Here is a 13,099-nt window from a genome sequence, read left to right as displayed (position 1 = left end):
TGTCCTCCCCCCACAATGCACGTGTTGCACAGCTGGCGCGTGTTGACCTGACTTCCTCCATACCGTTGGAATTGACGACGAAATAGCTCATCGTTTCGCTTAGTGGTGGAACGACCGACCAGCAGGCAAAGCGAGGAACACGGTGAAGCAGAGTGATATTCCCGACGACGGTGGCGCGACCTGCCAATGCGGTTCCGATCCGAGCGATCCCCCCGGGGCCCTTACGATCAACCAGTTGCTACTTGAGAGCCGCATGGGGCTCGAGCGTGTTCACCCCTCGGATCTTGAGCGGGAGATGGCAGCGGGCGCCCTCGTTGTTGACACGCGGCCGGTCGATCAGCGAGATCGCGACGGTGATCTTCCGGGAGCGGTCGTCATTGACCGAAACGTTCTCGAGTGGCGGCTCGATCCTTCCAGCCCCCACCGGCTCCCGATCGCTGACGACCCCGCTCGCCGGATCGTGGTCGTCTGCAATGAGGGGTACAGCTCCAGCCTCGCTGCACACACCTTGCAACGGCTTGGGCTGACCCGTGCGACGGACCTTATCGGCGGTTTCCAAGCCTGGGCAGCGCTGCGCAGGCAGTCCGACTAAATACCTTTTATGTTTCGGCGCTAATAGCTGGCCGAAACAGGGCCCACCTGGCCCGGAATCCAGCGGTTTCAAGGGCAACGGCACGCGATGAGTCGCCGTCAGTTATGCCTGATTGGGTTGCGCAAAGAGTGCGTAAGATTCAATCGCCACCTCGCTTGCAGGCCCTATCGAGGCGGAACGCCCGGCTGGAACGGCCATCATCGAGACAAAACGGGGGGTTCTTTGGACCAACGTCCGATAAATCAAACTGGAAAGCCATCGGTACTGTCCGTCGTCCAACTTGTTCTCAGCATCTGCGCCTTGGTGGCAACAAGCGCCGCGGCCATCCTGTGGAATCCGAACGACACAGACTTCATCACTCGCGCCGACAATGCGAGGTGGAACTAGACCATGCTCTTACCTCACCAAATGGAACTCCCGCTCGTCGTCAACGCCTCAGTTCTTGCAACGTTTGTCCTCGTCGTGACCGCCCTCGTCGGCGTGCTGGCCTCACGCCGACGGGCCGGGGTCAGAACTCCTCCCCAGCTCGTCGCGTTCACGCCTCACGGCAAGGCGTCAGGGAATCAACAGGCCCAGAGTCAAGCCCAGGGGAAACGAGATGCCCACCGTATGGACGGTGAATAGCGCCACCGAGGGCCAGAAAGTTAGCCTCCCAGTTAGCAACCAGCAAGGACGATCTGATGACGCCAAGTAGGGATCTACTTCTAAAGGGACCTCGAGGGCGCCGACTGTGTCTTGAGCTGGCGATGGAGCTGGATCCGGATGTCATGACGGCGGCATTCTGGTTGGCGTACGAACTCGATAGTGGGAGGGGAACATCCAACGTCCTGCTGACCGCTTCCTCTCCCGGTGACCTTGCGAGTCCGCCCCCGCCTCCGTCACCAGAGCAGCTCGTGGCCAGGCTCGCTTCGCTGAACTTCGCCGGCCTTGATGGTGAACAGATGCAGGCGGCCCTCGGGCGGTCGGTCGACACCGCAAGATATTGGCAGGCGCCCGATGGAGAGGACGTGCTCGCAGCACTCCCGGTCATTGCCGCTGCTCTGACCCCGGTCGCCGAACAACTCTTGGCAGCACCCGGCATCCAGTGGTACTGGCAGCCCCGAAGGGTTGAGCAGTGGGCGATTGACTGGCGATCTGCAGTTGACCGGGCACCGCTGCCGAAGAGTCCGCGACAAACGCTGTCCGAGTGGGGCCGCAAGGAACGTGCCGGGGAAGAACGGGCTGCACACGAACTCCCACGCGACCCGTACGCCAACGTCTCTGGAACGTGGTGGTCGATCCCGCACGGGCTGGTCCACACCGTTGGGCAAGTCCCGGCCGCCCTGAGCCTCGTAGAAGATTCCCTGGGCTGGGAGCATGCGACTACGATTCCGGTCCGGGGAGCGGGCCGGACTCTTGAGATCGGCACAGCAGAAGACTGGATATCGCTGTGCCGCAAATTCCCGCTGGACGTCACCACATCCCGGCGACACGACTGGTTCCGCACCACCGGGCGCCCCGGCCGATGGGTTATCCCGGATTGGGAACAAGTGGCCTTCATTCCCATGGTCTTTGTCAGGGGTTCCCGACGATTTCGCACACGCTTCCACCAACGTCGAAAACGCCATCCACGAGGAATGGAAATCCCACCTCGCACCCCTTGACGCTTTGGCCGGCGTAGAAGCCGCCGCTCGCGAATACACTCAGGCCGGCCGCCGGCTGGACAAGACCGTCGCGGCCGCGAAGTCAGCGGGGGCATCCTGGGCGGACATAGGCCGCGTCGTCGGAATCAGCCGACAATCGGCACACGAACGCCGGGCCGACAAATAATCGACCCAAACCCCGAGCAGTTTGTGCTCAGATGTGTCTCATCCGCTCCGACTGGGATTCCCGACACGCTTCCGACGACGTCCCGTTTCCTTGGAACCGGCACACTCAAAACGGGGTGCTCCCCAGCAGCCCGAGTTCGCGGACGGCCGCGTAATTTGACCATCCGTCATGTTGTCCCAAAAGTACCGCGCCAATTACCCGGGATCCGGCTATCGTCATCGGTTCCCCCGCAGTGCAGGTAGTTGCCGCCGAATTAAAGCACCCCGGATCGTTGGCCCGGTCGGTTCAGGACCTCAGCAACGCCGGCCACCGAGGCGGTGTGGGCATAGAAGAAGTCGCATTCCACGCACGTGTACGTGACTTCAACCAGCCCTCTGCGCGGCGGCATGGGGGTGTCGATGGATTCGATGATCAAGTACTCATCCGTCTGGCATTGAGTGCACCAGAGTCGCTGCCCCTCCCCCGGACCTGCTGGGCGGGCCAGGCTTGCGCGGATGGGAAACAGTCGACATTGACAGGCTCTTTTGTCCGGGAAGGTGGCCCACATCCACCAGGCCCCGCTTCCCTCATCGTGGTGTCCCCCGTGCATCAGGTTGACTCCCGGTCCGGGCCCTGACAAGGAAACTGCCCAGAGCAGGACCCAGCCCGCTCGGGGCACGCCTGCGTCACGTTCGCACTTGGAATGACCGGTATCCCCCAGCGGCCGGGCCCATGGTCCTTTGAAGATGGAACCGGTTTGGGACCCGCGCGGAGACGCGACACTCACAGGATGCAGATAGCCCCCGCGCTCGATCCTGAGGGGAGAGCGCGGGGGCCGTCACTGAGGCTTCCATCCGCCATTGGGGGGACACGGAGGAACCTGCCCAACATAATTGACCTGAAATCTCAAGTCAAACGCAAACCCACGCGCCGCCCGCGTGGGAACTCCCGAGGGCCCGGCCCGCATTTCGTATTCATAAGGCTGCTGTGTATTCTCAGATGCGCCAGACAGATCGGTCTGCCCGTCCCATTGCCTCTTTCACTCAGCACCCGAGAGCAATGCTTCGAACATTGAAAAGGCATCTCCCATGGAACCGTTGACCGATACAAACACCTTCCCCCTGTCTATCGCGCAGGTGGATGCAACGGTCTACGTCGAACCACCGCTGGCATCCGCAAAGCTCGAAAAGGCGCCAGCTGACCTTTTGGCGCTCCGGGAGCAACTGCTGGCGGCCGTGATTGCCCGGGTCGGGGAAGTAGAGGCCGCAGAGTGGGCCCTCGATCAGGCGAAAGCCGCCTGCGATGTGCAGATTGCGGCCGCCCTGGCCGCGGGCGTACCGGCCGACAAGGTTGCCACGGCCGCGGGCGTATGCGCCTCAGCCTTGCCTCAGGTCACGACGAAACCGGTGCCGGTAGCGGGTCAATCCCGCGTCGACCTCGGGAGCAGGACCGACGCGTCCGGTCAGCAGATGCGCCCCGGCCGGTAGCTCCCGCGCCCAGTTTTGGTCATTACTTTCCGCTGAAAGGTGGCCGGGGAGCCCACCTCTCGGTCATCGAATGCCGCGGCCGGCACACGGCGGATCGGCCGTGGCAGGTTGCGGCGCGCTCCTGACGCCGAATGGGTGCTGATGTGGGACACAATATGGTCGGTGTCTACCGCCTGACGACCCGGATGGTGTGCAGTGATGGGTCGGCCGGGTCGGGAAGTACCATGCCGGCCTGCAGGCCCGATTCGAGGTAGTCGATGATGGCGGTGTTGATCTTCTCGCCGGGGACAATGACGGGGATTCCGGGCGGGTAGGGCGTGATCTGCTCGGCGGCTACGCGCCCTGCCGCGTCCCGCCTCGGGACGTCCTCTGTCGGGCCGAAGAAGGCATCGCGGGGCAGGGCCACCGTTTCAAGTTCCAGCTCCGAGGGTGAGGGCAGTGCCACCTGCGGTGGCGCGGGCATGGACGAAGCTGCCTCGATCAGGGCCTCCAGCCCGTCGAGCAGACGCCGGGTTGAGGCGTCGTCGTCGGCCATGGACAGTGTCGCCAGGATCCTGCGGTGGTCGCTAAGGCCGACGTCGAGCCGGCGGTGGTCCCGCAGCCAGTCGGCTCCCTGGTAGCCGCTGATGCCCAGTGCGGACAGGTCCATGAGGATCTGCATCCGGTCCAGGTCGTGGGAGGACTCGGCGGTGAGGAGTTCATCTTCGAGCACTTGGATGCCTGGGAGCGCGTCGATGGCCGTGCGGAGCCTGCCGGCCAGGGACAGTGCGTTGCCGAGCAGTTCGGTTCCGTGTTGGACCATTTGCCGGCGCCAGCCGTCGATGGCCGAGTAGAGGATGGCGTTGGGGCTGGTGGTCATCAGCAGGTCCGCGCAGGCGGCGAGGTGTGCGGGGTCCACCAGGTCGCCCTGCAGGTGGTAGACGGAGCCTTGTTCGAACCCGGCGCCCATCTTGTGCACGCTCACGACGCAGATGTCCGCTCCGGCGTTCATGGCCCAGGTGGGCAGGTCTTTGTGGAAGGGCAGATGCGCTCCCCAGGCCTCGTCGACGATGAGTGGTTTGCCCCGATCGTGGCAGATTTTCGCGATCGCACCGATGTCCGCGCAGGTTCCATAGGGTGTGGGACTGACGATCAGGGCTCCGGCGGCGTCAGGGTACCGTTTCCACATCTCTTCCACGTCAGCTGGCGACGGCGGGTGTGCCAGGTGGAGCTGGGGATCCCAGCGCGGCCTGATCCAGCGGGGCTGGATACCGGAAAAGACCAGTCCGGCGACGATTGATTTGTGGGCATCGCGGCTGATGAGAAGGTCTCCCTTGCCTGCCGCCACGGCCAAGACGGCTGCTTTGACAGAGAGTGAGCTGCCGCAGGTTGAGAAGAAGGCCTGTTCAGCTCCGACAGCCTCCGCCATGAGCTGTTCGGCCTTTTTCAGGTAGCCGCCGGAGGAGGTGCGGTCATCCAGACCGGCGGAAACCAGGACGTCGGAGCGGAAGGTTTCAGCTCCGAGGACGTCCCGGACCCGGGGATCCGCTCCGTGGCCCTGCCGGTGCCCCGGAGGGGTAAAACCGTAGCGATCCAGGCGGTGATACTCGGCCAGCGCCTCGATCAGGGGCGCTTCATTCTGGTCCATCAGTCACTCTTTCCTGAGTTGTCGGTGCGCACTTTTGTGGTGCTCCCGCTGCTTACGTCATGGAACTGGCCACTGTAGTTACCTGTCCTGTCAGCTGCCTGAGAGAGTGGCCCGGAGTCAGATGCCGCCGACGATGATTCTGACCGCGGTGGTGCTATATCCCGCGTCGCCGGACCGGCAATTTTCGCAAGCTACGCTCGACCCCCTGCGTCGTTTCCTCTGGAGGGGGTGCTGCTTTCCGGCTCATCGTGGCCGTTCCGGTGCTGTTCGCGCAGGTCGCGTCCGCGGCGGATGTCCTCTTCTTCGCGGGCCTGGAATTTGTCGCTCTGTTTCGTGTCCCGCGGTGGCAACTGGATGGTCTCTTCAGCCTCGATGCCGGCCTGGAGTTGGCGGCCGCGTTCCATTTCGGCGTCGAACTCCGCGCCGAACAGCAGTGACATGTTCAGGATCCAGAGCCACAGCAGTGAGATGATGACGCCGCCGATTGCACCGTAGGTCTTTTCGTAGCTGGGCAAGTTGTGCCATTACCTATAGTTCGTGAAACCGCGGCAACCTCCGCCGAAAAGCCGGGACTTCGTAGCTTCACCGGCCCCGAGGGACACAGTTCCAAGGTGCGCCGCCCCGGTAGGATGCGCCGTTAGAGCAGCCCGGACCCGGAGACCAGCTGCGCGCGGCCTTCTTCGAGACGGTACGCGACGCCGAGCACCGCGGTGGAGGAATCCTTCACAGCGGAGGCGATGACCTGGGAGCTCTCCAGCAGCCGGTCCACCGTCTGCCGGGCGTGCTCGATGACCATGTCGTTGACCTCGGTATTGTCATCGCGCAGGGAGGCCAGCACCGACGGGGTGATGCGTTCGACCAGGTCCCGGATGAAGCGCGGCGGCATATCCCCGGTTCTCACAGCGTCCTTCGTTGCGGTCACGGCCCCGCAGTTGTCGTGGCCCAGGACGACGATCAACGGGACGCCCAGGACCGAGACGGCGTACTCGAGCGATCCCAGCACAGCGTTGTCGAGCACGTGCCCGGCGGTCCGGACCACGAAGGCGTCACCCAGGCCGAGGTCGAAGATGATCTCCGCGGCCAGCCGGGAGTCTGCGCAGCCGAAGATGACCGCGAAAGGGTGCTGGGTATCAACCAGCTCACTGCGCCGCTCGACCCCCTGGTTCGGGTGCAGGGCCTCGCCGGAGACGAAACGGGCGTTGCCTTCAAACAGGCGCTGCCATGCTTGGGCGGGGCTGAGAGTGGTAGTCACCCCTGCCACGTTACTCGTCCGCGCCTTGGGTCGCAGAGAGATTCCCGGCGGTGGACCGGACTTGAAAATCCGCTGGGATGTCATTCGGAGGACGTCAACAACGGTCGTTTGAGTAGTCGCCTTGAAGGGGCTTCCATGGGCCTCTGACCGCCGAGGGAATAAGCACGAGAACTCGGGTATCCGATCACAGCCGCCGCGGCCGGTCGAGACCATCATCCAGACGTAGCCCTGGTCGGCTCTCAACTCCTCAAAACAGGCCAGTGGCCCGGAGTCGTGGATGTCGCCGAAGAACCGCTGCGCGTACATCGGCCAGTGGGTGGCGGTGAAGATCCGCTGGGACCTGCGCGTCGACAGCACCGAGAAAGCAGCACTGGTCCGCTACGCGGACTCCTGTCCCAACGTCACTCTCACGGTCACCCGCGCTCAAAAGAAACACCCTCCCCGCGCTCCCCCGGGTCTGGCGATAGCCAAGCCAAGGCAATGAGTGGTCGGGGCCCGACGATTGCCAGCCGCCAGGACTGCCGTGCCGGCAGCTTCGGCCGGGCTGGAGCACACGGGTGCTCTCCCGGCCCACCGGCTGCAAGCGCTCGAGGGACGATTCGATGTCTAAGGGCCTGACCGCGCAGCAATCGCTGCGCTTGGCTCGCCATGATCCCGTGGTGATTCGGGGGCAGGCTGGCTCAAGTGCTGGCGGGTGCGTCCATCTGGAAACCGCATCTGCACCGCAGCACGTAGGCAGGGAAGTATCCCGTTATATGGTCCAGCGGCCCGGGTTGCCGGGACGCGGCGTTTTCGGCCTGCGGCACCAGGAGGGACATGGGTTCCCTGCAGTGGACGACGCCCAAAATCCGGTTGGTGACGCCGCCGTCGAATCCCGCACGGCGCAGGATGGCAGCGGCGGACGGTGCGGTGGTTACCAGGACCTGGGAATCGCCGCACGCGGTACAGGTGACGCTCAGGGTGAGGATGCCCTCCCCCGCATCAAGGACCGTGATGGAGGCGGCGATCACGTGGCGGTCGGTGCGGCAATTCATACACCAGGGTCGTCCGATTCTCGACTGGTCAGCGCTGCGTGCCGGAGGTAACGCTCAAGCGGCTCAGACCAGACCTGGGTAGCTCGACAGGATGTAGTCATTGGCCGCGGGACCCGTCATGCGAAGCGGCGTGTGTCCGGGACGGATCCGTTTTTCTCGCATGGCAGCCCAGAAGGCGTCTTCGGGCCGGGGCACCGTCTGGGACAGGAAGCACCAGCTGGTGTAAAGGCCATAGAGGCAGTCCCGTCCGAGGACGGACTCGGAGGCGGCGTCGGGGGCGGTGGCTTCCTGGAGGAACTGGTCATACTGCGAATCTGCCATGGTTGGCTCGTTTTCCGCTGGGTGCGTTGTGTGCTGCCGGGGGCTACAGCAGCTGATACTTGGACGCCCTGCACGAGGCGGCAAGAGTTGGGCCCGAACGGCCATGTAACGAGAAGCCCCGGCTCTACGACCCGTGATTACGACTTCCCTACACTGTAGACAGTAAGCGTAGACTGCAGTGTAAGCAAGCCCCCTGACCCACCTCCACGAGCGGTCTCTCCTTGGGACCGGCCGCCGCCCGATCCGGATCGGAAACCATGTCCCCCGCAGAAACGCCGGCCCCCACCCCGGCCCCGCCGAAGCAGCGCCTGAGCCGTGAGCTGGTCCTGTCCGCCGCCCTGGCGGTGGTTGACGCCGAAGGACTCGACGCGCTCACCATGCGCCGGCTCGGACAGGAAATCGGCCGGGACCCCATGAGCCTGTACCGCTACGCCGACAACCGGGCAGCTCTACTGGACGGCGTCTCGGAGCTCGTCCTGAACGAACTGGTCATCTTCCCCCAGGACCCCGACTGGCAGGCCCAGCTGAGGCGCATTGCCCACGACCTGCGCGACCTTGCGCTTCGGCACCCCAACGTCGTTCCCCTGCTCGTGACCCGCCCGCTGTCGACACCTCTGGGCCTGCGGCCCCTGGGCACGCTCCGGCCCCTGGAACAAATCCTCTCCCTGCTGATCGACGCCGGATTCGCCCCGGCCGATGCCCTCCACGTCTACCGCGCCTACTACGGCTACCTGTACGGTCACATCCTCAACGAATTGCAGGAATTCATCGTGGACCCGGAGGAGAACGAAGCCCTGCTCCGCCTTGGCCTGCACCGGCTGCCGGCCAAGGAATTCCCCCGCCTCCGCGCCCTCGCCCCGGTCCTCGCCGACTACGACGGAATGGCCGAACTGGATCAGGGCATCACCATCCTGCTGACCGGCCTCGCCGCCCGCCTCTCCCCCAAAGCGTAATCAGCGACTTTCGAAAGGCATCACCGATGTTGCTCCTCGTCGGCCTCAACACAGTCGTGAAAAACCTGCCCGGCCGGACGGCAACCTGCCAATACTGCGGCCGGCTGGTCCACCACCACCTGCAGGAACGCGCCACCAAGTTCACGCAGTTCTTCATCCCCGTCCTGACCACGTCCAGGACCTTTCGCATCACCTGCTCGAACTGCGGCCAGACCTCGGCCATCAAACCGCGACAGAAAAAAGCCCTGGCATGGTGAGGCGGAACTGTCACCCCCGACTTGAATCCCATGCCGGAGACGGACACCCGCGTAGCCGGCAGTCAGACTCCCCCGGTCATCGCACCCCGTTGAACCCTGCGGCCGCCACGCGGACCGCATCCGGGCGCCCGAATCCTTGGACTGGAAAAAGCTGGTCTTCCGGTACTTCTTCTCAGGCTCCGGCGCGGGCTGACTTGGATTCACCTGAACCTGCTGCGGAACTTGCTGCACCGGCTGCACCTTTCCCGCCGGCCACAATGGTCAATGATTTGACTTCACCTACGGTGCTATCCGTCAACCACTGGCAACCCACCCTCTCCGTTGAGCACCCGGCCAAATGAACAGCAGTTTCAGGGAATTTCGGCTGAATGCAATCAGCGAGCCATCCGAGAGTCACAGCAATTTTCACGCAGCAGCCAAGCTGCCTCCCGAGGAGACAAAGCCACTCGAACCAACATGCCGGGAAATGACCCATCGCACGACCAAAGGCAGGGCAGCGCACCACCATCCTCAGCAGAGCGCCTGCGGCCAGACATCATCAGGCACAGGCCTCCGTGTCCCCGGCAGGGTCAAGCGACCAGGAGCCACCTTCGCTGTTTGTGACTCTGGACTCCGCTGCCCACGCGCTGCGCAATTATGAATTCACCTTGGGCGCTCCCGGATGCCGGAAACACGAATAAAGCAGACATTAGGTGTTGACACTGTCAACACCCTCTTTGGCAGGACAAACAGCGCGCCCGCAACTCTCTTGACGACCAGGACGAGCATTCCAAGAAAGTTCGGACCAAGGTCGACGACGTCATGTCGTACCCGCAAACCAGAGCCATGAATAGGTGTTGGCCAACCACGACCAACCCGACAGAACCGGAACGAAGAACCACATAACCCCAAACGACAGCAGGCGGAAGGCCCGCTAGCCAGGGCCTTGAACCCGCCACACACACAACGTCAGAGGCCACCGCGGCGGCCAGGCCACAGACCGCAACAAGCGTCAGAGGGACCCGAGCAGGGTCAATGTACACACGTTAAAGCAAAAGCCCCCTCTGACGAGGGGCTTGCGTGCCCGCGGTGGGACTCGAACTGCATTCCCTCCCCCGCAAACACTGGATTCCCCCGGAAACATAACGAATCCGGGCCGATCCGACCGATGTACGACACGATCCGCAGCCCAAAGTGTGTACTTTGTGCACACCCCAAATTGGCCACGTCAAAGCTCTCAGTCCAACGACCGCACCCCGCAGCGAAGGGAGGCGGTCCTTCTTTGTCCTAACAGATTTTGTTCAGCGCGAAAAAACTTCTGCGGTTTCAAATCCGAGGCCGGCGGAACGCCACAAAAGCCCAGACACTCGTCCAGCCGCCCGGCCAGCATCCCGGATCTTCAGGTCCGCTGTCACGTCTTCCTGTCTCCTCATGACCCGACCGGCACAGACTCACATAGAAGTCAGGAAGCAGCCAACCGGCAAAGCCCACGAACCTGGTGCCTAGCGCCTGACGAGATACCTGGCAATCAGCCCGGTGCTAACTTCAAGTGAGACATCGCCGGCTGCCCCACCCACGACGAGTTCAAATGCCGCATCTGCGCTGAAGCTGCCGTCGACCAGCGGGGGGAGCCACACCACCGGCTTCAGCAGCGCGGCTGCCTTCATCGGCAGCTGCGGATAGGCCTCCGTCCCCAAGACCGTTGTTGCCGACCGGACCAAAGCCGAGGAGAGGAGTCCAATGTCACTTGCTTGGACCCGTACCGGTCAACGACCTGCACCGCATCCCCTCTATCCCGAGGTACACGGTCACGCATCCTCAAGGCGCGTCAGGAGCTCCGCGTCATGGCTCATGGCGAAATCCAAACCCTCGCCAATCTCACTGCTGCCCCCGTGACGCTACAGCACCAGCTCTGCACCCTGGAGCAGTAACGGCGGACAGAACGCCATTCTCGCGGCCCGATGCCACAGCGATGCCACAGCCACCATCTGTCAGCACCACTGGTGGGGCCGGCTACGAGCAAGTTGGGACGTTCTGCCCTAGCGCCTAGGTCTCATGGACCCAAAAGTGAGCTCATGACTCCCAAATCGGACCGTGGTCTATGCCTACGGCCTGTGATCTGTCCCCTCCAAGGAGCACAGGGAATCCAGAGACCCGTTCCCGTGGACCGAAAATGATACCAACACAAAATGTCGACCGGGTGAGCGCCGAGGACTTGATGTCTCTGGACGCTGACATCGGCTCAACGCCAATGCAAGTGGGGGCCATCCTCATGCTCAGCACGGAACCCGGTGAGGACCCGGTTTTCCTCCTGAATGCACTAATGCTTCGGCTCGGCGCTGTTCCCCGGCTGCGTCAACGGCTGGTCTCTGTCCCCTTCGGCTGCGGGCGTCCAATTTGGGCAGATGATTCCGGCTTTGACCCGGCCCGTCATCTGAGCGCGATCGCATGTCCGGCGGCTGGCCGTGAGGAGGCCGTGCTGAAGATTGCGGCAGAATTGCTGGTTACTCCGCTGTCCCACGACCGTCCCCTCTGGGCGGCCAAGCTCGTTACCGGCGTAAGTCAGGACCGGTCAGCGCTTGTTTTCGTTTTTCATCATGTCCTCACTGACGGGATTGGAGGTATCGCCGTCCTGGAGGCCTTGGCAGCCGCGGAAAACGGGTGGGATGACCGCCGGGAGGCAGGGACTCCACACTCGGCGGCGCACCTGGTCATTGACGCTGCACGGACCCGGCTCAACGCGCTGGCCCGACTGCCCGCTGCGCTGCGCACAGCAGCCGCCGGAGCCTTCGAGCTGAGACTGACGGGCAAAACCCGGGCTGCCCGCACGTCACTCAACCGCCCGACGGGTCCGCAACGGACGCTTGCTGTCCTCCGCTGCGAGGTGGAAACAGTCAGAACCGCCGCACACCTGCAAGGAGCCACAGTCAACGATCTCATCCTCGCCGCCGTCTCGACAGCCCTGCACCGCCTGCTGCTGGCGCGGGGCGAAGTCGTCGACGAGTTCGTGATCTCCGTACTGTTTTCGGCACGTCGCCAAACAACAGTCACCCACCTGGGGAACCGGAGCGGAATAATCCCCGTGCCCGTTCCCGCCGTCGGTCCGGTCAACGGCCAATTGGCAGCAGTAGCCGCAACAATGAAGACTGCCAAGCAGCAACCCCCCGGAGCCTCCGCTGCAATCCTCGGTCCCATATCGCGGGTCCTCGCGCACCTAGGCGCCTACCGCTACTTCATAGACCACCAACAGCTTGTCCATACTTTCGTCACAAATCTGCGGGGACCGGAACGCGCCCTAGTGATCGCTGGCACGCCGGTAACCGGCATCATTCCGCTCGGAGCAATCAGCGGCAACATCACGGTGGCGTTTGCAGTACTCTCATACGCCGGCACACTGACCATCACCACAATCGCTGACCCCGAGACATGCCCGGACCTGACAAGACTGCGTGACGAACTTGCCAGGGCCTTACAAGCTCTGACGGTGACTGGACCTTCGTGAGCTTTGACCCAAGAATATCCGGCCCCAGTAACACACCCACACCCCGCGCCCTTCCCGGTTCAACAGTCCGACCTCGTGCAGGACCTTCAGATGATGGCTGATCGTCGGCTGGGACAACTCAAAAGCGTCGTTCAGGTCGCAGACGCAGGCCTCATCGCCTTCATGGGAGGCCACCAGCGACATCAGGCGTAACCGTATTCACGTCCATCTATGTTTAGGCAAGGGTCGGGCCGCCTCCTGCAGCAAGGCCAGCAGTTCAAACCGTAAGTTTGGGCGTCTTACAAGCCCGGGACCTGGTCCGTCCAGC

The 13,099-nt window shown here is 63.3% G+C and carries 13 protein-coding genes and 2 pseudogenes; 7 read left to right on the top strand and 8 right to left on the bottom strand.

All coding sequences use genetic code 11. The annotated features are described in order from the left end of the window. Window positions 1-142 precede the first annotated feature (142 nt). Both ACFVTM_RS09465 and ACFVTM_RS09460 read left to right on the top strand, forming a co-directional pair. A complete protein-coding gene (locus ACFVTM_RS09465) occupies window positions 143-592 on the top strand; it encodes a rhodanese-like domain-containing protein (RefSeq protein WP_390203176.1) in 450 nt (149 codons plus the stop codon). Window positions 593-1,485: 893 nt separating this feature from the next. Next, the gene (locus ACFVTM_RS09460) at window positions 1,486-2,235 is read left to right on the top strand and encodes a hypothetical protein (protein WP_390203175.1); all 750 of its coding nucleotides are present in this window, start codon (window positions 1,486-1,488) and stop codon (window positions 2,233-2,235) included. Window positions 2,236-2,654: 419 nt separating this feature from the next. Here the strand turns inward: ACFVTM_RS09460 and ACFVTM_RS09455 are convergent, their stop codons facing one another. Continuing rightward, window positions 2,655-2,816: a hypothetical protein gene (locus ACFVTM_RS09455; protein WP_390203174.1), complete on the bottom strand. Its 162-nt coding sequence runs from the start codon at window positions 2,814-2,816 to the stop codon at window positions 2,655-2,657. 652 nt (window positions 2,817-3,468) lie between these two features. On the opposite strand from ACFVTM_RS09455, the gene ACFVTM_RS09450 reads away from it, so the two are divergent. Further along, the gene (locus ACFVTM_RS09450; protein ID WP_390203173.1) at window positions 3,469-3,867 is read left to right on the top strand and encodes a hypothetical protein; all 399 of its coding nucleotides are present in this window, start codon (window positions 3,469-3,471) and stop codon (window positions 3,865-3,867) included. Between the two features lie 166 nt (window positions 3,868-4,033). On the opposite strand, the gene ACFVTM_RS09445 is transcribed toward ACFVTM_RS09450, so the two are convergent. From ACFVTM_RS09445 to ACFVTM_RS09435, 3 genes and pseudogenes are all read right to left on the bottom strand, one after another. Next, on the bottom strand, window positions 4,034-5,494 hold the full coding sequence (locus ACFVTM_RS09445; RefSeq protein ID WP_390203171.1) for an aminotransferase class I/II-fold pyridoxal phosphate-dependent enzyme: 1,461 nt from the start codon (window positions 5,492-5,494) through the stop codon (window positions 4,034-4,036). Between the two features lie 191 nt (window positions 5,495-5,685). After that, window positions 5,686-6,012, bottom strand: a pseudogene (locus ACFVTM_RS09440) (YhjD/YihY/BrkB family envelope integrity protein); the annotation flags it as partial. A 119-nt stretch (window positions 6,013-6,131) separates the two neighbouring features. Continuing rightward, window positions 6,132-6,746: a carbonic anhydrase gene (locus tag ACFVTM_RS09435; protein ID WP_390203170.1), complete on the bottom strand. Its 615-nt coding sequence runs from the start codon at window positions 6,744-6,746 to the stop codon at window positions 6,132-6,134. Between the two features lie 277 nt (window positions 6,747-7,023). Here ACFVTM_RS09435 and ACFVTM_RS09430 point away from each other — a divergent pair, with 277 nt between their 5' ends. Continuing rightward, on the top strand, window positions 7,024-7,230 hold the full coding sequence (locus ACFVTM_RS09430; protein ID WP_390203169.1) for a hypothetical protein: 207 nt from the start codon (window positions 7,024-7,026) through the stop codon (window positions 7,228-7,230). Window positions 7,231-7,426: 196 nt separating this feature from the next. Here ACFVTM_RS09430 and ACFVTM_RS09425 read toward each other — a convergent pair whose 3' ends face one another. Together ACFVTM_RS09425 and ACFVTM_RS09420 are read right to left on the bottom strand one after the other, a co-directional pair. After that, window positions 7,427-7,780 (bottom strand): hypothetical protein, encoded by a 354-nt coding sequence (locus ACFVTM_RS09425; protein WP_390203168.1) that lies wholly within the window; start codon window positions 7,778-7,780, stop codon window positions 7,427-7,429. Window positions 7,781-7,843: 63 nt separating this feature from the next. Then, on the bottom strand, window positions 7,844-8,101 hold the full coding sequence (locus ACFVTM_RS09420) for a hypothetical protein (RefSeq protein ID WP_390203167.1): 258 nt from the start codon (window positions 8,099-8,101) through the stop codon (window positions 7,844-7,846). Window positions 8,102-8,358: 257 nt separating this feature from the next. Here ACFVTM_RS09420 and ACFVTM_RS09415 point away from each other — a divergent pair, with 257 nt between their 5' ends. Together ACFVTM_RS09415 and ACFVTM_RS09410 are read left to right on the top strand one after the other, a co-directional pair. Further along, a complete protein-coding gene (locus ACFVTM_RS09415) occupies window positions 8,359-9,054 on the top strand; it encodes a TetR/AcrR family transcriptional regulator C-terminal domain-containing protein (protein ID WP_390203166.1) in 696 nt (231 codons plus the stop codon). A gap of 26 nt (window positions 9,055-9,080) precedes the next feature. Then, entirely contained in the window at window positions 9,081-9,311 is a 231-nt protein-coding gene (locus tag ACFVTM_RS09410) for a zinc-ribbon domain-containing protein (protein WP_390203165.1), read from the top strand. 1,481 nt (window positions 9,312-10,792) lie between these two features. Here the strand turns inward: ACFVTM_RS09410 and ACFVTM_RS09405 are convergent. After that, window positions 10,793-10,987, bottom strand: a complete 195-nt coding sequence (locus ACFVTM_RS09405) for a hypothetical protein (RefSeq protein WP_390203164.1) — start codon at window positions 10,985-10,987, stop codon at window positions 10,793-10,795. 404 nt (window positions 10,988-11,391) lie between these two features. Here ACFVTM_RS09405 and ACFVTM_RS09400 point away from each other — a divergent pair, with 404 nt between their 5' ends. Further along, entirely contained in the window at window positions 11,392-12,792 is a 1,401-nt protein-coding gene (locus tag ACFVTM_RS09400) for a wax ester/triacylglycerol synthase domain-containing protein (RefSeq protein WP_390203163.1), read from the top strand. On the opposite strand, the pseudogene ACFVTM_RS09395 reads toward ACFVTM_RS09400, so the two are convergent. Next, window positions 12,760-12,990, bottom strand: a pseudogene (locus ACFVTM_RS09395) (ArsR/SmtB family transcription factor); the annotation flags it as partial. The gene ACFVTM_RS09400 and the pseudogene ACFVTM_RS09395 sit on opposite strands and share 33 nt — an antisense overlap. Window positions 12,991-13,099: the final 109 nt, after the last annotated feature.

Source organism: Arthrobacter sp. NPDC058130 (assembly GCF_042884475.1).
In the GTDB taxonomy this organism is placed as follows: domain Bacteria; phylum Actinomycetota; class Actinomycetes; order Actinomycetales; family Micrococcaceae; genus Arthrobacter.
The sequence above is the reverse complement of the archived record's forward strand: the minus strand, read 5'-3'. Positions and strand labels throughout refer to the sequence as shown.

Coding starts and splice junctions, on each gene's coding strand:
- ACFVTM_RS09420 (WP_390203167.1), bottom strand. CDS start 8,101: ATGGCAGATTCGCAGTATGACCAGTTCCTCCAGGAAGCCACCGCCCCC.
- ACFVTM_RS09430 (WP_390203169.1), top strand. CDS start 7,024: ATGTCGCCGAAGAACCGCTGCGCGTACATCGGCCAGTGGGTGGCGGTG.
- ACFVTM_RS09400 (WP_390203163.1), top strand. CDS start 11,392: ATGCCTACGGCCTGTGATCTGTCCCCTCCAAGGAGCACAGGGAATCCA.
- ACFVTM_RS09410 (WP_390203165.1), top strand. CDS start 9,081: ATGTTGCTCCTCGTCGGCCTCAACACAGTCGTGAAAAACCTGCCCGGC.
- ACFVTM_RS09415 (WP_390203166.1), top strand. CDS start 8,359: ATGTCCCCCGCAGAAACGCCGGCCCCCACCCCGGCCCCGCCGAAGCAG.
- ACFVTM_RS09450 (WP_390203173.1), top strand. CDS start 3,469: ATGGAACCGTTGACCGATACAAACACCTTCCCCCTGTCTATCGCGCAG.
- ACFVTM_RS09425 (WP_390203168.1), bottom strand. CDS start 7,780: ATGAATTGCCGCACCGACCGCCACGTGATCGCCGCCTCCATCACGGTC.
- ACFVTM_RS09445 (WP_390203171.1), bottom strand. CDS start 5,494: ATGGACCAGAATGAAGCGCCCCTGATCGAGGCGCTGGCCGAGTATCAC.